Source organism: Myroides sp. LJL116, assembly GCF_054871685.1.
In genome coordinates this window covers 101303-122295 of the sequence record NZ_JBTXLR010000010.1, presented here as the reverse complement: position 1 = coordinate 122295, position 20993 = coordinate 101303, and the positions used below count along the sequence as shown (strand labels likewise).

The 20993-nt window shown below is 34.2% G+C and carries 14 protein-coding genes and 6 tRNA genes; 2 read left to right on the top strand and 18 right to left on the bottom strand.

The annotated features are described in order from the left end of the window. Positions 1-54: 54 nt before the first annotated feature. The 15 genes from ACYSNM_RS09260 to ACYSNM_RS09190 form a co-directional block, all read right to left on the bottom strand. Positions 55-1716, bottom strand: coding sequence for an MBOAT family O-acyltransferase (locus tag ACYSNM_RS09260; protein WP_461756629.1), 1662 nt, complete (start codon positions 1714-1716; stop codon positions 55-57). Then, positions 1703-3178 (bottom strand): LysM peptidoglycan-binding domain-containing protein, encoded by a 1476-nt coding sequence (locus ACYSNM_RS09255; RefSeq protein WP_461756628.1) that lies wholly within the window; start codon positions 3176-3178, stop codon positions 1703-1705. Before ACYSNM_RS09255 ends, ACYSNM_RS09260 begins: the two co-directional genes overlap by 14 nt. After that, a complete protein-coding gene (locus ACYSNM_RS09250; protein WP_461756627.1) occupies positions 3168-4679 on the bottom strand; it encodes a GDSL-type esterase/lipase family protein in 1512 nt (503 codons plus the stop codon). The genes ACYSNM_RS09255 and ACYSNM_RS09250 overlap by 11 nt, the downstream gene beginning before the upstream one ends. 60 nt (positions 4680-4739) lie before the next feature. After that, a complete protein-coding gene (gene argS, locus ACYSNM_RS09245) occupies positions 4740-6521 on the bottom strand; it encodes an arginine--tRNA ligase (protein ID WP_461756626.1) in 1782 nt (593 codons plus the stop codon). 827 nt (positions 6522-7348) lie between these two features. Further along, positions 7349-7423, bottom strand: a tRNA-Val gene (locus tag ACYSNM_RS09240). 41 nt (positions 7424-7464) lie between these two features. Beyond that, positions 7465-7539: transfer RNA gene (locus ACYSNM_RS09235), tRNA-Val, on the bottom strand. A 41-nt stretch (positions 7540-7580) separates the two neighbouring features. Continuing rightward, positions 7581-7655: transfer RNA gene (locus tag ACYSNM_RS09230), tRNA-Val, on the bottom strand. A gap of 41 nt (positions 7656-7696) precedes the next feature. Beyond that, positions 7697-7771 (bottom strand) — tRNA-Val (locus tag ACYSNM_RS09225). Between the two features lie 41 nt (positions 7772-7812). After that, positions 7813-7887, bottom strand: a tRNA-Val gene (locus ACYSNM_RS09220). Positions 7888-7932: 45 nt separating this feature from the next. Then, positions 7933-8010 (bottom strand) — tRNA-Val (locus ACYSNM_RS09215). Positions 8011-8102: 92 nt separating this feature from the next. Beyond that, complete coding sequence (locus tag ACYSNM_RS09210; RefSeq protein WP_461756652.1) at positions 8103-9320, bottom strand: bifunctional folylpolyglutamate synthase/dihydrofolate synthase; 1218 nt, start codon at positions 9318-9320, stop codon at positions 8103-8105. 18 nt (positions 9321-9338) lie between these two features. Further along, positions 9339-10157, bottom strand: a complete 819-nt coding sequence (locus ACYSNM_RS09205) for an energy transducer TonB (protein ID WP_461756625.1) — start codon at positions 10155-10157, stop codon at positions 9339-9341. A 1-nt stretch (position 10158) separates the two neighbouring features. Next, entirely contained in the window at positions 10159-10554 is a 396-nt protein-coding gene (locus tag ACYSNM_RS09200) for an ExbD/TolR family protein (RefSeq protein ID WP_461756624.1), read from the bottom strand. Beyond that, positions 10554-11273: a MotA/TolQ/ExbB proton channel family protein gene (locus tag ACYSNM_RS09195; protein WP_461756623.1), complete on the bottom strand. Its 720-nt coding sequence runs from the start codon at positions 11271-11273 to the stop codon at positions 10554-10556. The genes ACYSNM_RS09200 and ACYSNM_RS09195 overlap by 1 nt, the downstream gene beginning before the upstream one ends. A 294-nt stretch (positions 11274-11567) precedes the next feature. Continuing rightward, positions 11568-12665 carry an anhydro-N-acetylmuramic acid kinase gene (locus ACYSNM_RS09190; protein WP_461756622.1) on the bottom strand — a complete coding sequence of 366 codons (1098 nt, stop codon included), beginning with the start codon at positions 12663-12665 and terminating at the stop codon, positions 11568-11570. A 97-nt stretch (positions 12666-12762) separates the two neighbouring features. Here ACYSNM_RS09190 and ACYSNM_RS09185 point away from each other — a divergent pair, with 97 nt between their 5' ends. Both ACYSNM_RS09185 and ACYSNM_RS09180 read left to right on the top strand, forming a co-directional pair. Next, positions 12763-13902: an acyl-CoA dehydrogenase family protein gene (locus ACYSNM_RS09185; protein WP_461753049.1), complete on the top strand. Its 1140-nt coding sequence runs from the start codon at positions 12763-12765 to the stop codon at positions 13900-13902. Positions 13903-14077: 175 nt separating this feature from the next. Next, positions 14078-16516, top strand: a complete 2439-nt coding sequence (locus ACYSNM_RS09180; RefSeq protein ID WP_461756621.1) for an ATP-binding protein — start codon at positions 14078-14080, stop codon at positions 16514-16516. A gap of 84 nt (positions 16517-16600) precedes the next feature. Here the strand turns inward: ACYSNM_RS09180 and fabV are convergent, their stop codons facing one another. From fabV to ACYSNM_RS09165, 3 genes are all read right to left on the bottom strand, one after another. Beyond that, positions 16601-17794, bottom strand: coding sequence for an enoyl-ACP reductase FabV (fabV, locus tag ACYSNM_RS09175; protein ID WP_461756620.1), 1194 nt, complete (start codon positions 17792-17794; stop codon positions 16601-16603). 274 nt (positions 17795-18068) lie between these two features. Further along, positions 18069-20030 (bottom strand): OmpA family protein, encoded by a 1962-nt coding sequence (locus ACYSNM_RS09170; RefSeq protein ID WP_461756619.1) that lies wholly within the window; start codon positions 20028-20030, stop codon positions 18069-18071. A 13-nt stretch (positions 20031-20043) separates the two neighbouring features. Further along, positions 20044-20991 carry a PorP/SprF family type IX secretion system membrane protein gene (locus ACYSNM_RS09165; protein WP_461756651.1) on the bottom strand — a complete coding sequence of 316 codons (948 nt, stop codon included), beginning with the start codon at positions 20989-20991 and terminating at the stop codon, positions 20044-20046. Between the last annotated feature and the right edge of the window lie 2 nt (positions 20992-20993).

The following is a 20993-nucleotide window of genomic DNA, read 5'->3' as shown; positions in this document are numbered from 1 at the left end:
ATGCTTTGTTATAATTAACAAAGCATTTTTATTTTATATCTATATGTGTTTACCTTAAAACTGGAAGTAAATAAAAGGTTGGGCTCCAGCTGTAGCTGTAGCGTAAACAACCCAGAAAACGAAACCTAACACAACACTTTTTACAAAAACAGGTGCAGCATTAAAAAGCTGATGAATAGGATTAAACCAATTCACTGGTATAAAATGCCAGATAAACCCTATTGCAATTAAGATAAAAGAACTCTTATAAGAGGTTATAATAATAAGCCACGCCTTCCAGGAGAATTCCATCTTAATAATATTATCGATGATATTTAAAGCAACCTCAAAGGAATCGGAACGGAAGAAAATCCAACAAAAAGTAACAAAGTGAAAGGTAAGAATTACACTAAATAAACGCCATAAAAAACTTGGCTTACTACCCTTGGCTCTTGGAAACAATTCCATCACCACTTTGTGAACCGCTAAACCCATCCCGTGCAAAGCTCCCCAAACAATAAACCTCAAACTAGCTCCATGCCATAAACCACCTAAAAGCATTGTGGTTAAAAGGTTGAAATTAGTGAAGGTACTTTTCTGCTTTTGAGGAGAAAGAAGTATAGTTAATCCAAATACAACAATACTACTTATTGCTACTACTAAGGGCCATATACTATGGGGGTAATAATAGATACCCCAACCTAAAATTCCTATAAAAAACAAAGCTGGAAATAAATATCCACCAAAACTCCCCTTTCTATTTCCTCCTACGGAAATGTATAAAAAGTCCTTCAACCAAGTAGAAAGTGAAATATGCCATCTTCTCCAAAACTCGGTAATAGACATACTTTGATAAGGAACATTAAAGTTGGTTGGCAAACGATAGCCCATTAATAATGCAATTCCAATGGCCATGTCAGAATACCCTGAGAAATCACAATAAATTTGAATAGCATACCCATAAGTAGCCATTAAGTTTTCAAATCCTGTATAGGTGTTTGGCGCATCAAAAACGCGATCCACAAAGTTTACCGAAATATAATCAGAGATTACTGCCTTTTTTAAAACACCACCTATGATAAGTAAAAACCCCTCATTTACCTGTTCTCTACTTACCTGTAGTTTAGCATAAATCTGAGGTAGGAACTCATTTGCCCTAACAATAGGTCCTGCTACTAATTGAGGGAAAAAGGAAATAAAGAATACATAATCTAAAAAGGTCTTGGTAGGCTCTATTTCTTTTCTATATATCTCAATGATATAACTAATGGATTGAAAAGTAAAAAAGGAAATACCAACTGGTAAAATAATTGCATCTAAATGAAAACTAGTGTTTGCTAAAACATTTACCCCATCTAAGAAGAAGTTGGTATACTTAAAATATCCTAACAAAGACAAGTTGACAATAATACTTATGGTAAGTAATGTCTTTCGACGTAGATTGTCTTGGGTATTATATATAATATTGGCCAAATAATAATCCAATAAGGAAGAGCCCACTAAAACGATAAAATAATAACCACTGGATTTATAATAAAAAAATAAAGAGAATAGTACCACATATAAAAGACGGATGTGGAATGTCTTTCTAAGGGCAATATAAAAAAAGTAAAATACTATAAACATTCCTAAGAATAACCCGGAATTAAATAACAATGGCTCCTTTGCATTGAAAGTAAACCAATTTATTATTTCGCTAGTGGTAAAGGAAGGTATCTCTATATTAAATAGACTCATTGTTTAATAAGCTTTTAGTCTTGTGAAATTGATCATAACTCTGTAATAAGGCCTGGTAGAAAAGCTCGGCTGAGTACTCATATCCCTTTACGGTATAATGTACTAAGTCTTTTGCTAAATAACCATTTTGCTGAAGATTGGGAAGACCAAGAGTACCTCCTAAGTTATAATAAAGATCCCACAAAGCATAATTACTAGAAATCCCCTGTATGATTAACTCATTACTCAAGCTCGTTACGATGGTATTTGGATTAGATCTAGAAAAGTAACTCGGAGGTGGTGAAGTAAGCAATATATCCACTTGAGGGTTATCCTGTTTTATTTGTTTTAAAAAATTATTTACTGAATAAGTAAAATCTTCTACGCTCATTTTATCAAAAGCTTCATTGGTCCCCATAGATAAAATAATTAAATCCGGTTCTAATCCCTTTAACTGTTCAAAAAATAAAGGATACTTAGAAAAATCAGAATATCTTGCTCCATTAACTCCTATACTGTGATAGATAATCCCCGCAGAAGAGTTTTCCAATACAATCCCATTCAAATCATATAAAGAAAGATCCTCTTTTGGATATAGGTAAACCTTACTTAAAGGCTCTTCAAAACTAAAATCATAGTAACCCGTTTTCTGTTCGGCTACTAAAGGATTAAAAGAAGAAATATTCACCTTTACAGTCTGCATTTCTTTAGAGGGAATACTAAGCTTTTTTCCAGCTACAATATTATCGCTCTTTAGATTATTAGCTTTCTTAATTTGGGCAACTGTAGTACCATATTTTCGAGCAATTCCAGATAAAGACTCCCCACTTTTTATGGTATGGCTAGTTTTCTTGGCTACATTACTCACCATATTAATAGGCGTATTGGAAGTAGCAATATTAAATATCTGCTGATCAGAAGGAGTAAATACCTTTAATCTTGAAAAGTAAAACAAAGGATTACTCACCGAAAGTTCAACCACAGCATCTTTACTACTAGTAGATAATGCAATACCACTTAAGCCTACTTTAGCACCATTGACTGGAAAGATATTTCTATAACTCTCCCAGGCGATATTCGAGGTATATTTTACATCGCTATTACCATTAGTTCGCGCTAATTTGTAAGGGAAAGCAAACCCCATTCCTCCATTTCCAAAGCGATTTTGTAATAAATTACGCATTTGTCCAGTAAAAAAATCGGCCTGTATATGAGAATCCCCTATGTGTACGATATTAATTTTACCTTGTTTTAAAGAATCTAGCATTTCTAGTTTGGTAAAAAACTGTTCTAAATGCTCGGCATAATAAATTGCTGGCTGCTCTGTTGAAGTGCTATCAAAATAGATCTGCTCTTCGCTATCTTTTATTGCTATGGTAGTAGACTGAGAAAAAGCTAGGGTAAAACAACTAAAAAATAGAACAACAAATAGGTGAAATTTATTGAACAAATGGCTTATGTTGGGTAGTGATTTAATTTTCATTGGATACTTCTATTGTCAAAGAGTCCTTAGCAAGGGCTAAAGAATCTCTTTGCTTTTCTAATCGAATCTGTTTTTCTTTATTTTTTTTCTGCTCTTCTCTTTTACCTTGGTATAATAAATAACCTTGATCGATCTGCTTATACAGTAAATTAGCAACTTCTTTTGCACCTCTATAGTTAAAGTGTGTATAGTCCTTATTGGCTCTTGTAGGAAGCTCTTCCACCCACTCTACCATAGAACCTTCTCCTCCCATGGCCTTATACAGGTTGAAAAATGCAATATTATTTTGCTTAGCATAGCGTTTTTGGGCATTAACTAATGGAGTAACTGCTGAATCACTTTGCATACTTGTTTCATATTTTGTTGCTTTATCTGCTGTTGAAATAACCAAAATATCCGCCTTAGGAAAACACTGTTGTAAGTGCTTAACTACCCTAGACATTTGATTGGTATACCAAGAGTAATTATAAGAACCATAGTTTAAAACATTAGTACCAAAGTGTAAGATAATAAGATCGTAATGTAAATAGTTATCAAAGGAATTAATTAACCCCGTAGAGAATAATGAGATAGGTAGACCTGAATTTCCTCTAGAGGAGAAGTTATCTACTTGTACTCCTTTACTGCTTCCAACATTTATACCGTAAAAGGCAATAGAATCAGCCTTTATAAAATTAACCTCTAGTTTTTTAACAGGACCTTTTACAAGCTCTAAACGATTAAGCTTATTATTGGGTTGTAATTGTTTTACTACAGTATCTCTATCAGCTATAATTTGAACACTTGCTGTTTTATTATCCGACTTGCCATAATAAAGGGTAGGACTATATAAAGAGCGCATATGTTTAATACCACCAGCAGCAATAGAAACCCAAGTGGGATTAACGCTATCTTTTACTAAAAACACTTGTCCAGATACCCCAAAAGGACGTATAGGATTTCTGTTATTTACATAAGAAATAGTGTTCCAGTTATTGGAATAACGATGGGTAATAGAAGCCCTTGATCTACTAGATTCATTGGTTATAGGTACAAATCCCACACCGTTACCAGAAAAGTTCTCTTGGAAGCTTGCTCTTAAATCTTGTACAATCATATCACCATCTGTCATAGAGTCCCCATAATAAGCTATCCTAACCGACTTATTAGGATCTTGCTGTAGATCGTATAATTGACTGTAGAAGTACTCCAAATTGTCCATACCATCGGTATTGGCAAAGCCATTGTTTTTAAAATCCTCTTGCCCCAAGAAACCATCTTTGCTCTTTGGACTTTGCCCCTTTTGCTCTACAGTAGTGTCTTGATTATTCTCAGAAGTATTCTGCTTTTCTGTTTGTTTACCACTAGAGGTATCAGCTGTAGTTAAGCTACTATCTTTATAATCGGCTACTGCTTGTAAAAGAAGGGAATCAATGACAACATTCTTATTTACAATAGGTTCTACAGAGAATATCTTATTGGGCAACTGAGCCTTAAAGAATAAAAAAAAGCCACTTGCCATAATGATTATGACAAGCGACTGATATATATAGGACTTTTCTTTTTTCACTTAAGTAAAATATTACATACGCTCAGGTACAGCAATACCTAAAAGTGCAAATGCATCTTTAATGATTTGTCCCACTTTTAGAGATAATTGTACTCTGAAAACCTTTAAGTCTTGTTCTTGTTCCCCTAAGATAGAAACAGTTTGGTAGAAAGAGTTGTATTCTCTTACCAAATCATAGATATAGTTTGCAATTAAAGCAGGACTATAACTACGTGCTGCATCTTGGATAACTGTTGGGAATTCAGCAACAAGTTTTAATAATTCTTTCTCTTTTGGATCTAATGCGATATTGGAGATAGTTTGGCTATAATCAAAATCACTCTTGCGAATAATAGATTGGATACGCGCATAAGTATATTGAATAAAAGGACCTGTATTCCCAGCAAAATCCACAGATTCTTCAGGATTGAATAATATTCTCTTTCTTGGATCTACTTTTAAAATATAGTATTTTAAAGCTCCAAGTCCAATTGTATTATATAAAGATTGTTTCTCTTGATCAGAATACCCCTCTAACTTACCTAAATCTTCTGATATAGTTTGAGCTGTTTGAGCCATTTCTAACATTAAATCATCCGCATCCACAACAGTTCCTTCTCTAGACTTCATCTTTCCTGAAGGTAAGTCCACCATTCCGTATGATAAATGGTATAGGCTTTCTGCCCACTGGTATCCTAATTTCTTTAAAATTAAAAACAAAACTTTAAAGTGATAATCTTGTTCGTTTCCAACAGTGTAAACCATACCTGAAGTATCAGCAAAATCTTTCACACGTTGAATAGCTGTACCTAAGTCTTGAGTCATGTATACCGAAGTACCATCTCCTCTTAGAACTAACTTCTCATCTAAACCTTCATCTGATAAATCAATCCATACAGAATTATCTGGTTTTTTGAAAAACACTCCTTTTTCTAAACCTTGCTCAACGATATCTTTTCCTAAAAGGTAGGTGTCGCTTTCAAAGTAGTTTTTATCAAAATCTACACCTAGGTTCTTATAACTTACAGCAAAACCATCATAAACCCATTGGTTCATTGTTTTCCATAATTCGATTACCTCTGGTTTATTAGCTTCCCAATCTAAAAGCATTTGCTTAGCCTCTAAAATAATAGGAGCTTGCTTTTTAGCTTCTTCTTCTGTTAAGCCATCGTTCTGCATTAAAGCATTAATTTGCTCTTTGTAAACTTGATCAAACTTAACGTAGTAATTACCAACTAATTTATCTCCTTTTAATCCTGTAGATTCAGGAGTTTGTCCCTGTCCAAATTTTTGCCAAGCAAGCATACTCTTACAAATATGGATACCACGGTCATTGATAATTTGTGTTTTATATACTTTATTACCAGCTGCCTTTAAAATCTCAGCAACAGAATAACCTAAAAGGTTATTTCTAACGTGTCCAAGGTGTAAAGGTTTATTGGTATTAGGAGAAGAATATTCTACCAATACAGCCTTTGAATTTTGATCTAAAGGAACAAATCCAAAATGCTCTTGTGCTTTAATATCATTAAAGAAGTTAATATAATAGGTATCAGAAACCACAAGGTTTAGGAATCCTTTCACTACATTAAACCGTTCGATAATAGAAGTATTCTCCACTAAGTATTCCCCAATTTTGGTTCCTATCTCTACTGGATTCCCCTTTATTTGTCTTAAAAAAGGGAAAATAACTACCGTAATATCTCCTTCAAACTCTTTCCTTGTACCTTGGTATTCAACTTTCTCTACGGTTACTCCGTATATGGTATGAACTGCCTTCTCTATCTGTGGAGTTAATATCTGATTTAATGTCATTTTTCTTAATTTTAATAAGAGACAAAGATAATTCATATTTCCACATTACAAGAACTCTACAGCGGTAATTTAGCTTTTATCCCAACAATTAACCACTATTTAGCTAGCATAATGCAAAACCAAGGCCTTTACCAAAAAACAAAGGGAAGCTTAGAAACTAAAAAATTACAAAGTCTTTACTCTTAAGTCCACTTCTAAAGTTATCGAACTAACCTTAGAACGGCTCATTCTTCCCTTAATTTTGTAAAAACAGGCTTTTAGAGGCTGTAATAAAAATTGAAAATCTTTGAATGTATAGTTAAGATAAGAATTTTATTTTTTGATCCCTAGTTATTTTCTGAGTTATACCTTTAACTAGTCTGTAAAAATAACGGCAAATACTGCCTTTTTTTATAAAAGGTTGCTTTATATCTCATTGCAGCATAGCTACACTTGCTTGTCAGAAGGAGAAATACGTAGAGTGGTAATACTTAGTTCGTTGAATAAAAAAATTACTTAACCAAAAAGTAATAAATAACTCCCCAAATCAATACAATAAATAAACCTGCAAAAACATTATTTTTCTGTCGTTTAAAATCTTTTTTTATACCTATTACGTAGATAAGGTAAACAAAAAAAGCAACTAATAGTCCTAATGAGATAAATGGATAAATCATAATTAGTAGTATTGAAATAATGCCTTTCTAAGGTAAGAATTAAATTAATTGCTCGGCTTTATTTTTGGAAATAAATTCTGTTATAGCTCAAAAAACACAGTAAGCAGACTAAGCAAAAGGATAAACTAGAAATAAAAAAAGCCTTACATAAATTTATGTAAGGCTTTTTTGTGGGCGATGAGGGATTCGAACCCCCGACCCCCTCGGTGTAAACGAGGTGCTCTGAACCAACTGAGCTAATCGCCCGAAACTGTATTAAAACAAGTTTTGGGTAAACTTAGATTTTGTGGGCGATGAGGGATTCGAACCCCCGACCCCCTCGGTGTAAACGAGGTGCTCTGAACCAACTGAGCTAATCGCCCAAAACTGTATTAAACAAGTTTTGGATAAACTTAAATTCTTGTGGGCGATGAGGGATTCGAACCCCCGACCCCCTCGGTGTAAACGAGGTGCTCTGAACCAACTGAGCTAATCGCCCGAAACTGTATTAAACAAGTTTTGGATAAACTTAAATTCTTGTGGGCGATGAGGGATTCGAACCCCCGACCCCCTCGGTGTAAACGAGGTGCTCTGAACCAACTGAGCTAATCGCCCGAAACTGTATTAAACAAGTTTTGGATAAACTTAAATTCTTGTGGGCGATGAGGGATTCGAACCCCCGACCCCCTCGGTGTAAACGAGGTGCTCTGAACCAACTGAGCTAATCGCCCAAAAATGTCTTTAATACAAGTTTGGATTACGCTATTTTAGAAAAATGGTGGGCGATGAGGGATTCGAACCCCCGACCCCCTCGGTGTAAACGAGGTGCTCTGAACCAACTGAGCTAATCGCCCATTTTCCTTTTAAAAGAACGTGTAATACTGTTGTTATTACGGGTGCAAATATACGACCTCATTTTAACTCTGCAAGCATTTTGTCACTTTTTTTATAAAATTTCTGCAACAACAAAAGTACTTCCTCCTATATAAATAAAGTCTTCTTGTGCTGCTAAAGCCTTTGCCTTAGCATAAGCCTCTGGTATTGAACCATAAACCTCGCCAATTAATCCATATTGTTTTGCTTTTTCTTGTAAAACAAAAGGATCCATTGCTCTTGAATTATCTGGTTTTGAAAATAAATAATTAGCCTCTTTAGGTAAGAATCCTAAAATACTATCTAAATCTTTATCATTTACTACCCCAAAAACAATCCAAAGCTTGTCATAAGTCTGCTCTTTTAATTGCTGCATCACTATTTCTAATCCATGAGCATTATGTGCAGTGTCCGCAATAATAGTTGGATTTTGACCTAATTTTTGCCAGCGTCCTAGAAAATGGGTATTCTCTACCACATGTAATAGGCCTTGCTCTATAGCATCAGAAGAAATAGTAAAATCTTGCTTTAATACCTCCATCGCCTGACAAACACATCTAATATTATTCTTTTGATAAGCTCCTTTTAAATCACTTTGAGGTAGTTCTTTATTATAAAGGTCTTGGGCAAAATATATAGGTGCATTTTTTTGCTTAGCAACTTCTAAGAAAACCTCTTTGGTTTCATGGGTATATTCACCAATCACCACTGGAGTATTCTCTTTAATGATACCAGCTTTCTCAAAGGCAACCTTAGCTAAGGTATTTCCTAAAAAAGCGGTATGATCTAATCCAATATTAGTAATTATACTTAAAAGTGGATTAATAATATTGGTGGCATCTAATCGCCCACCCATTCCAACTTCAATAACTGCTACATCAACTTGTTGCTGTTTAAAATAAGCAAAAGCCATCGCTACAGTCATCTCAAAGAAGCTTAAATCATTTTGTTCAAAAAAAGATTTGTTATTGTGTATAAACTCTACTACAAAATCTTGGGATATTTCCTGCCCACTTATTTTAATTCGCTCGCGAAAGTCTTTTAAATGTGGAGAGGTGTACAATCCTACTTTATAACCTGCTTGTTGTAATATAGAACTAACCATACTAGAGGTAGACCCTTTACCATTGGTTCCCGCTATATGTATGGTCTTAAAATCTTTTTGTGGATTACCTAAGTAATCACATAGTTTGTAAATATTAGATAAATCTGCCTTATAAGCTACTGCACCTTGCATTTGGTACATAGGTAATTGAGCAAACATCCATTGTAAAGTTTGTTGATAAGTCATTTTCATACAATAAAGGCCTTAAGCCCCCACTCTAAAATTAATTACTATAAAGCCAATTTGTGTACTTGGAGCTTTTTGATCTGGTTTCCATCTAAAGGTCTTAGCTGTAGCAATAGCAGCATCCGTTAAACATTTAGCTGAATTAGTAGTTCCTTTAGTGTGTTGAGCAGAAATTACCCTTCCGGACTGATCTACTCGAATTTCCACCACTACAGTCCCCACTTCATTACAATCTGGGATTACTTGTCCTCTACTAGATAAAGAACGTCCATTTAACCCCCAACTAGCTCCTCCTCCACTTGTTTGGCCTTGTCCACTACCATAGGTAGAATTGGAATACATATCTCCATGTAAAGCACCTTGATCTCCTGCAGTACTACTTTGGCCTTGACCTTGTTCAGGCTTGCCTGTTTGCTTAGGTCCATTGATAAGTGAGGCTAAAGCATCTGTAGTACTTTGGCTTGGCTTTGGATCAGGCTTTGGTTCGGGCTTAACCACAGGTTCTGGCTGTACTATTTTCTCTACAGGTTTAGTTGTAGGTGGTTTCACCACAGGAGTCTCCACTGTATTTTGCGTTAAAACCTCTTGTACTTCTTGGGTCTTCTTAGGTTCTGGTTTAGCAACCTCAGGAGTTGTTTCTATAATTTCCTTAGGCTGTACCTTTCCACTTCCTGTTTTACTATTACCAAAACTAATAGCTATCTCCCCTCCTGTTAAAATAGGTTGTTCTTCTACCTTGGGTAACTTCCAGAAAAAAATCAAAAGCAATAAGACTACAAAAATAGTAGAGGTTATCGCAAAGGATCGTCTTTGGCTATCTTCTTGGAGTATCTTCATATTATTTTGGCTGCACGGCCAATACAATTTTATAATTATTTCTATAAGCTATATCCATAACAAGCACTGCATCTTCCACAGGAACACCTTTAGATACATGTAAAACAAGGTTAGGTTCTTGTTCGTCCTTCAAAGCCTCTTGTAATTCTACTTCCAAAACAGATGGGTCTACTTTCTTTTGGTTGACAAAATAATTACTTTGAGGATCAATACTAACTGCAAGGGTTTCCACCGCATCGCTTTTACCCTCTGAATTAGGTAAAACCAAATCTAAAGCATTAGTAGTTGTCATCGTTGTAATGGCTACCATAAAGAAAATCAATAGTAAAAAAACAATATCTGTCATTGAAGACATATTGAATTCTGCTGATACTTTATTTCTTCCTCTAATATTCATTATGCAGGCTCATTTAAAAGATCTAAAAATTCGATAGCACTTGCCTCTAAATGATGTATTACTTTATCAATTTTAGAAACCAAGTGGTTATAACCTACATAGGCAATAATTCCAACAATTAAACCAGCAACAGTTGTCATCATCGCAGTATAAATACCTTCGGCTAAAACACTCATATCAATTCTAGCTGAACTTTGAGCAGACATTTCATGAAAGGCCATTACCATTCCTACAACTGTTCCTAAAAATCCAGTCATAGGACCAGCACCTGAAAGAGTTGCTAATAAGTTCAAGTTTTTTTCTAATTTGTAAATTTCAATTTTACCTGTATTCTCTATAGCTGTATTAATATCTTGAAGTGGTTTACCAATTCTAGAGATACCTTTATTAATTAATCGAGCAACAGGGGCATTAGTAGAGGCACAAAGTTCTTTTGCTTTATCAATTTTACCTTGAGCTAAGAATACTTTGATCTGCGTCATGAAATTTTGATCAATTTGAGCTGCTTTTTTAATAGCAAAAAAACGTTCAAAGTAAAGGTAGATCGTCATAAAAAGCATTATAAATAAAATAGCCATAATAGTCTGACCAATTATTCCACCGCTAAAAATTATTTCACTAATAGCAAGCTCCTTTTTAATGGCTTGTTCACCTTGTTCTATACCCTGCAAAGCAGCATTTGCAACTCCCACTGTATCCACTTGTAAGAAATGAATCATAAATAATTTTGTTTAAATTTTGTACGTATTTTTTTTGCTTGACACAACAACTGCAAGAGTCATGCCGATAAGTTACTCTATTACTTTGCTTTCAGTCAAATTAAGAGGTATTCCACCTGTAAAAACCTAGAAATTTTATCCTTTAGTTATTATTAGTCAAATATAAAATGTTTTTAGTCACAAACGAATCAAATACACGTTTTTTTATCTCCCAAATAGCTAGCTAAATATAAGATTTTCTCAACTATAAGAATAGCTGTGCGTAAAATCGGAGGCTATACAAAGAAACAGCCCTTATTTGAATTGGGTAAAGGGTTGATAAACCATTCCGCCACAATGATCTTTGGTTGCTCCTGTAACACTGCTTAAAATGTTATTTTGCCCTAAAAGTCGTAAAACTCCTAAAAAACCAAAAATAATAGCCTCTTTAAAATCCACGATATCTTTTGTTGGAACCACTAGGGTGAATTTATCACTCGAAGATTTTAATTGTTCTACTAAAAAAGCATTGTGACTTCCACCACCACTTAAGAGAACATTTTGCAAGGCATTGTGTTCTAAAACCAGTTTTATTTGCTTCACAATATGAGCCGTATAAGTACATAAATAATCAGACGTAGATAAAGTATACTTCTGTAAAACAGGTTGTATATACTCCTGCACAAATTCTACACCTAAAGACTTTGGCCCAGGTTCTTTATAGTAATCTAAGGCATTTAACTCCTCTAACAAATCAACATTAACCTTACCTAGTTTACTCAGATCTCCGTCCTTATCATACAATAATCCTTGCCCAGCTACAAAAGCATTTAGAACAATGTTCACTGGACAAATATCAAAGGCAATGCGCTTGTTGTATGCATCAGTAAAGGAAATGTTAGCAAAACCTCCTAAATTCACACAAGCCTGGTATTGGGAAAAAAGTAAAGCATCCCCTAATGGAACTAGTGGAGCACCTTGTCCTTTTAAAGCTACATCTTGGGTACGAAAATCACATACCACCGTTTGATTAATAAGATCCGCTAAAATTGGCAAATTGCCAATTTGCAAGGTATACCCTAAATCTGGCTGATGTAAAATGGTATGCCCATGAGAGCAAACCGCATCAATATCCTCTAGATTGTGTTGGGTAATAAAATCCTGAATTACTCCTGCTAAATAGACGGTATAATCGTGATTTAACTGTTCTAACTCTTCTTTGCTATAATGCAAAGCTTGTTTTAAAGTAGTACGCCACTTTTGCTTATAGGGTATCGTTTGAGCTTCTTTAAGCGAGAAACTCCATCCCTTTTCTTTGTCTGAATCATAGCTAAATTTAACATATGCTAAATCAATTCCATCCAAAGAGGTACCACTCATAACACCGACAATACTATAACAATATCTTCCCATGGCTATAAAAATACAGAAACTTGGTTGAATTATTAATTAAATTCATATATATTTGAGCACTACAAAAAACTAAATAAATATAAATTAAGAAAAATAAATGGATTTCAATTTAACGGAAGAGCAGTTGATGATTCAACAAGCTGCGCGCGATTTTGCTCAAACAGAGCTATTACCTGGAGTTATAGAAAGAGATGAACATTCCATCTTCCCTACAGAACAAGTTAAAAAACTTGGGGAGTTAGGATTTTTAGGAATGATGGTAGATCCAAAATATGGAGGTAGTGGTTTAGATAGCGTATCTTATGTATTAGCTATGGAAGAAATCGCTAAAGTGGATGCTTCTGCTGCAGTGGTTATGTCTGTAAACAACTCTTTAGTTTGTGCAGGTCTTGAAAAGTACGCAAGTGAAGAACAAAAAGAAAAATTCTTAGTTCCACTAGCTTCTGGTCAAGTAATCGGAGCATTTTGTTTATCAGAGCCTGAAGCAGGTTCAGATGCTACTTCTCAAAAAACTACAGCAATTGACATGGGAGATTACTACCTTGTTAATGGTACAAAAAACTGGATTACAAACGGAGGAACAGCAGATACTTTTATCGTAATTGCTCAAACCGATGCAGATAAAAAACACAAAGGAATCAATGCCTTAATTATTGAAAAAGGTACTCCTGGTTTTGAAATTGGTGCAAAAGAACAAAAAATGGGAATTAGAGGTTCTGACACACACTCTTTAATGTTCACAGATGTGAAAGTTCCTAAAGCTAACAGAATTGGAGAAGATGGTTTTGGTTTTGCATTTGCAATGAATGTTTTAAACGGAGGAAGAATTGGTATTGCATCTCAAGCATTAGGTATTGCACAAGGAGCTTATGAGCTTTCTTTACAATATGCTAAGGAGCGTAAAGCTTTCGGAACAGAGATTATCAACCACCAAGCTATTGCATTTAAATTAGCAGATATGGCTACTAATATCTCTGCTGCACGTTTATTATGTATGAAAGCAGCTGCAGAAAAAGACCAAGGACAAGATATCTCTATCTCTGGTGCTATGGCTAAGTTATTTGCTTCAAAAACAGCTATGGATACCACTATAGAAGCGGTACAAATCCACGGTGGAAATGGATATGTAAGAGAATACCACGTAGAGAGAATGATGAGAGATGCTAAGATCACTCAAATCTATGAAGGTACTTCAGAGATCCAAAAAATCGTTATTTCAAGAGGTATTGCAAAATAATCCCTCTAAAAAAATAAAGTAAGATGGAGATACGTAATGTGTCTCCATTTTTTTTTGCTTTCCAATATATTCTTAGATTTTGTTTTACTCTAGGGTAAGAATCTTCCTTATAGGAGTATAAGCTATGAAGTTGTTTTGTACTTTTGCAGTTGACTAACTTATCAAGTCCCTTATAATGAAGAATAGTTTATCCATTAAGCTCAAAATATTTACCTTATATCTGATTCTATTGACCACCGTTATTTTATCGGGTGCATATATATATAGAGAAGCTAAAACTTTTACTGAGCCAGAGACGGCAATTCAACAGGAAAACAACAAAGCTTTTCTTGTAAGTACTATGATGAATAATATATTCAATTCGGAGTCTTACGCCAGAAATGCCATCCTTACTAATAATAAAAAGGACATTCATCTTTATTATGCAGAGCTAGATACAATCGTTGGACAAATTGAACTATTACAACAAGGAATTTCAGATAAAGTAGTACTAGATAAACTCGATACAGTAAAAGATTTACTTTTAAAAAAGAAAACGAGCTTTCAGGAACTATTAGTTGCTAGAGCAGCTATTGAGGATCAAAATAATTACGATGCAGCATTCTTAGAAATCTATGACATTAGACAGGAAATAGAAAAGAACATCGAACCTATCATTGTACAAACTACGCAAAAAGAAAAAAGAGGAGCTCTTGCAAGACTATTTAAAGGAGATCATACCGATACTATAAAAACAACGGTAAACTACCCTAGTATAGCAGACTCTTTAATTTCATCTATGCAAAAAATTATCCTAAGTACACAGGATAAAATCAAAGGCCAACAAAATATTTTATACCAAAGAGAACTACAGTTAATTGACCAAAATAAAATCATAACCGATCAACTAAATGACATTCTACTAGGAGTTGAGAAAAATATTATTGCCCTTTCCTTCCAAAAAATAAACGAATCAAAATCCCATATAAGCACAGCTTCAACAAACATTGCCTATATAGGTGGGTCTGCCTTATTTGTTATTATCATACTTGGCTTTATTATCATAAAAGACATTAATCAAACCCAAGAAAATCGTCTAGCCCTAGAAAGATTAAACATTGAAAAAGAAGAGCTTTTAAGAAGTAAAACAATGTTATTTGCAACAGTGACCCATGATTTACAGACTCCTTTAGGAAGCTTACTTGGCTTTAGTGATCTACTAGAGCAAAGTCTTTTAAATCAAAAGCAAACCCAATATATCGCGAACATAAAATCTTCGGGAAAATACATTGCAAACTTAATTCAAGACTTAACGGACTTTTCTAAATTAGAAAATAATAAAATTACTATTAGCTATACCAATACCAATATAAAAGACCTTTTACAAAGCTCTTGCTTTCCTTTACTGGTAATGGCTAATAACAAAAGCATAGAACTAACTTGGGATATTGAGCCAGACTTAGATCAAGAATTCTATGTAGATGGCTACCGTATTAAACAAATACTTACCAATCTTATCTCCAATGCTGTAAAATTCACTCAACAGGGATCTGTGCAAATCAAGGCAAGTAAAAAAGATATGGATCTAATCATTGAAGTGAAAGATACAGGAATAGGTATTGAGCAAGATCAGTTAGACCAAATTTTCAAAGAATTCACCCAAGCCAATGCAGGTATTGAAAAGAAATTTGGAGGTACAGGATTAGGTTTAAATATTTCTAAACGTTTAGTAGAACTTCTAAAAGGAAGCATCAAAGTAGAAAGCATCCTTTCTAAAGGATCTACCTTTACAATAAGTTTACCTTTACAAGAAAAAATAGATGCAAAACCAAAAGATCTTGAATTAAATCTTTTAGCTAAAGATCTTTTTAAAAATCACCGAGTACTAATTGTAGATGATGATAAAATACAGCTACAATTAATGCAGGAAATCTTTACTCCATTATTTAAAGAGACCATATTAATAAATGACTCTACAAAGGTGATTCCTGCTTTAGAAAAACAAAAAGTAGATATTATTCTAAGTGATATACAGATGCCGCAATTAGATGGTTTTGAGCTTGTACAAAAAATAAGATCCACTACGGCTTTTTGTGACATACCTATTATAGCCCTTTCAGGTAAGAGAGATTTAAATCCTTTGGACTTTACTTCAGCTGGCTTTACTGCTTCCCACAATAAACCTCTGCATTTAAATATTTTACTACTTATTATTGCAAAAGCTTTAAAAATAGAAGCGCAACTACAGGAAATAGAGGATAAAAAAGAAACACAAATACTACCAAATAGCACATCTTCTACCATGTATAGTGTAGAAGATTTACAAAAATTCATAGGTCAAGATCTAGAGGCAATACAAAAAATACTTCTTATTTTTATGGAAAGTACTAGTGAGAATTTATTGGATTTAAGTTATGCCGAGCAAGAATTAGACTTGACAATGGTTTCCAATATTGCCCATAAAATGCTACCTATGTTTAAACAACTTAAAGTCATAGAGGTTATACCATACTTAGAGGATTTAGAACAGCGACCTAGCGACCTTGAAAAGCAAAACAAATTACAATCCCATATACAACATCTCAATAAGAGCATAGCCCTATTGATAAAGCAAATCAAAACAGATTACTTTTAAAATAAACAATTTGGTATTGTAACTGGCAGATAAAAAAAAAGAGTTCACTAAAAGTGAACTCTTTTTTTATGTATCTAAGATAGATTATCCAATACTTTGAACCATTACAAGCTCATCTGTATCTTTATCATAATCTATAGCGTCAAATTCGAAACCAAATAAGTTGAAGAAATCTTTTCTGTATCCTTCAATATCAGAAATTTCAGCAATATTTTCACTTGTTACCTCATCCCATAACTTAGCTACTTCTTGTTGAACATCTTCTCTCATTTCTAAATCATCCACACGGATTCTTCCTTGCTCATCTAATTGTGTAGTGGAACTATAAAGTCTCTCTGCAAATAAACGTTGCATTTGCTCAATACATCCTTCGTGAATTCCTTTTTCTTTCATTACTTTATATAGTAAAGAAATATATAAAGGAACTACTGGAATAGCAGAACTAGATTGAGTAACTAAAGCTTTGTTTACAGAAACATAAGAAACACCATTAAGATCTTTTAAATAATCATTTAAGTATTCTACAGTTTTCTCTAAGTCATTCTTAGCCATACCAATTGTACCATTACGGTAAATAGGGAAAGTCAACTCAGGTCCAATATAAGAATAAGCAACTGTTTTACATCCTTGAGCTAGTACTCCAGCTTGCTTTAATTCTTCCATCCAGAATTTCCAGTCTTCTCCACCCATAACAGCAATAGTGTTATCGATATCCTCCTCATTTTGGATTGGATCAATACTGATCTGAGAAACAACTCCTGTATGGAAATCAACTGTTTTGTTAGTAAAAGGCTGTCCTATTGGTTTTAAAACCGAAGAATGTGCCACTCCTGTTTTAGGGTGAGTTCTTCTAGGAGAAGCTAAACTATATACCACAAGATCTACTTGTCCTAAATCTTGTTTAATTAAATCAATAGTTTGTTTTTTAATATCATCAGAAAAAGCATCTCCATTGATACTCTTTGCATATAACCCTTGCTCATGTGCAAATGTCTCAAATGCAGCAGAATTATACCAACCTGCCGTACCTGGTTTACCTGGAGCAGCTGGTTTCTCAAAAAACACTCCTATTGTAGCTGCGTTGGATCCAAAGGCAGCAGAAATACGAGAAGCTAAACCAAAACCGGTAGAAGCTCCAATTACTAATACTTTTTTAGGACCATTTTCAATAAGTCCTTTTGATTTTACATACTCAATTTGCGTTTCAACATTTTTCGCACATCCTTGTGGATGAGAAGTTAAGCAAATAAATCCTCTTGTTCTAGGTTGTATTATCATTATAAATATTTTTCTACTTTTGAAATTAATTCTATCGTGCAAATTAAGCATTTTCTCTCAACAAACCATCGCTCTAGACCATATTTTTGCTTTCCCCCTATTATTGGGAGTAAAACAGCGTGTTTTAAAAGCCAATAAAAGAAATATTTCCCACTTTTTTAGAGTAAATAGACTAAAAACAAAACATTAAAAAAGCTAAAAAGCACCCTTTTATACAAGTATAAAAGGATGCTTTTAATGAATAAAATATCGAATTTAAAACAAAAAATATTCCCTATAATTTAGTTATTATAAACTCACTTCTTCTATTTTCTAAATATTGTAACTCTGTACAAGGTTGGGCTTTACTACACTCATTAATTGGCTCTGTAGATCCCACTCCAATAGTTTTTATTCTACTTGAATTTATTCCCTGTTTAACCAACCATGCTTTGGTTGAATCTGCTCTTCTTTGAGATAAAGCAAGGTTATATGCCGCAGCACCTCTATTATCTGTATGAGAGCGAATTAAAATAGTCATGGTAGGATTTTCCACCATAATCTTATAAATATATTGTAACTCAATTTCTGCTCTACTAGTTATCTTAGCACTATCGAACTCAAAATAAATAGGTTCTAAGTTAAGTACCTTCATCAAATCTTGTCCTTCTTCAATCTTCAAAGCAGGAGCTTCTGGCACACTGCGTTGTAATCCAAAATCAAAGAAAAATTTATTTCCTTGTTGAAAAGGATCAAATCCTATTTGAATATAATTATAATCTGGAGCTTGAACACTAATAGAGTATCCAATAAAAGTGGTAACCCCTTCCATGGAGTAATCTCCATTTTGATTGCTTGTCACACTACCTACAATAGTATTATTGGCATCATGCAAAGAAACTTGAGCATTCATAATTGGTTCTAAAGTAGCTAAGTCATACACTTTTCCATAAATAGTTTGGTGTTGGCTTAAATCAATCCCTTCCGCTTCTCTAACGAAATATAAATCATCTTTCCCCAAACCGCCAGGGCGATTCGAACTCATAAAACCATACTTTCCTTCACTGTCTAAATAGAAGGCGAAATCATCGTACGCTGTATTCACAGATGGTCCTAAATTCACAACAGACCCAAAACTTCCATCTGGATAAAGCTGTACGCCATAAACATCTAAACCACCCATCCCTGGATGACCATCTGAGGCAAAATACAATACATTCTCCTTGCTTATATATGGAAAGCTTTCTCTTGATTCTGTATTAATCTGCGAGCCTAAGTTCTGTGGCTCCCCATAAGCCCCTGAAGGCAAAATCTCCACTCTATATAAGTCACTATGACCAAACCCTCCATCCCTATCAGATACAAAATAAAGCCACTTCTCATCATTAGTAAGAGCAGGATGCGCAGTACTTGCTCCCTCTACATTAAAGGGCAACTTTACAATATTAGTCCATACTTTCCCATTATAAGTAGCTCTATAAAGATTCATATAATTGGTAGAGGAACCATACTTTTGATCCCTGTCATTACTAGAAAAATACATGGTTTTTTCATCCTTAGTAAAAGCAGGAGTAGATTGGTTAAATTTGCTATCTATTTGCTTAGAAAAGGGTTTTGTTTTTCCAATTCTACCATCTATAAATACCTCAACGGAATAAATTTTCGTAAAAGGATCATTGGTCCAAGAATGTATTCTTTGGTAATAATTGGTACGTTCTTGAGAGGAAGAGAAAATCATACTTCCTTTATACATTGCAGAACCAAATTCTGCATAAGGAGTATTTACACTTGGCATATGTCTAACCCCATAAGCATAAGGATTACTCCTTAAAGTCTGCATATAATGTTTATCCTTATTGTAAAGAATAACCCTATTATCACTTGGGTAAACTTGGCTCATTTTATCCAATAAAGCATCTGCTTTTTTATAATCCCCAGCATTCTTCAGGGTTTGTACATAATTGTAATATTGATCAGCCGTTGGATCAAATCCACCTGTTATAAATAATTCATCATACCATTTTTTTGCATCTGCATACTGGCCATTTACAAAATAGGACTCCGCTAAATTACTTAGTACTCCAATGGATCTATCTCCTTTAGCAATGGCTCTCTCATAGTCTAAAATCGCCTCGGCAAATCCCATTTGATTAAACTCCCTATCCCCTTTGGTAGCAGCTTTGTTTTGAGCTACTCCTGTTATAGGAAGACATAGCAAACCAATAACGACCAAACCTTTGTATAAATATTTTTTCATAAGATAATTTCATTTAGAAGAAGCGAGAACTACTCACCCTATTGTAACGATTAAATAAATCAAACCTCAAGAAAATTTCATGTGAACCACTGTTGTAGTTCTTAAGCTTGGATGTATCTGCATCATAAGAATAACCTACAAACACATTGTCATTTACCTGAAAACCAGCTAAAGCACTCACAGAAGCATCCCATCTATAGGCAACTCCTAAAGTGAACTTTTCTACAAACATAGCATTAGCTGTAATATCCACCTGTACAGGGGCACCACTAACGGCTTTTGCTAATAAAGCAGGTTTAAATTTCACCGTTGGAGATACATCAAATACATAACCTGCTGTTAAGTAATAATGTGCCCTTTGCTTTATAAGTTTTGTACCTTCCTCTCCCTTAACATCCGTATCTAGAAGATGAGGAATAGAGAACCCGACATATCCCTTATCAGAATATAAGAATAAACCAGCTCCAATATTGGGATTAAACTTATTTTTCAGATCTTGTCCTCCATTCATGTTTGGATCATCTGGATTTTCTAAATTTAATCGAGAATATTCTACACTAAATAAATTTCCGGTTCCCTTTAAACCAAAAGCAAGTTTTAAGTCATAGTTTAAAGACACCGTATAAGCAAGGTTTACCGAAAAAGTATTCTCGGTGGTAACACCAATTTTATCATTGATAAAGTTTACCCCTACCGATAAATTAGTATCCCCAATTGGAGAGTCAACCGATGCATTCACGGTTTTTGGAGCACCATCCATTCCCACCCATTGGGTTCTATAGAGACCAAAGACACTTAGGTTTCCTCTCGAACCTGTATAAGCAGGGTTAATGTTAGTTGTATTATACATATATTGTGTATACTGTGGATCTTGTTGGGCCAATCCCTGTGCTGATATACACATGAAGAAACCTAGCAATACTAGTCCCTTTATCTTTTTAATAGCAATTTTTACTTCCATCA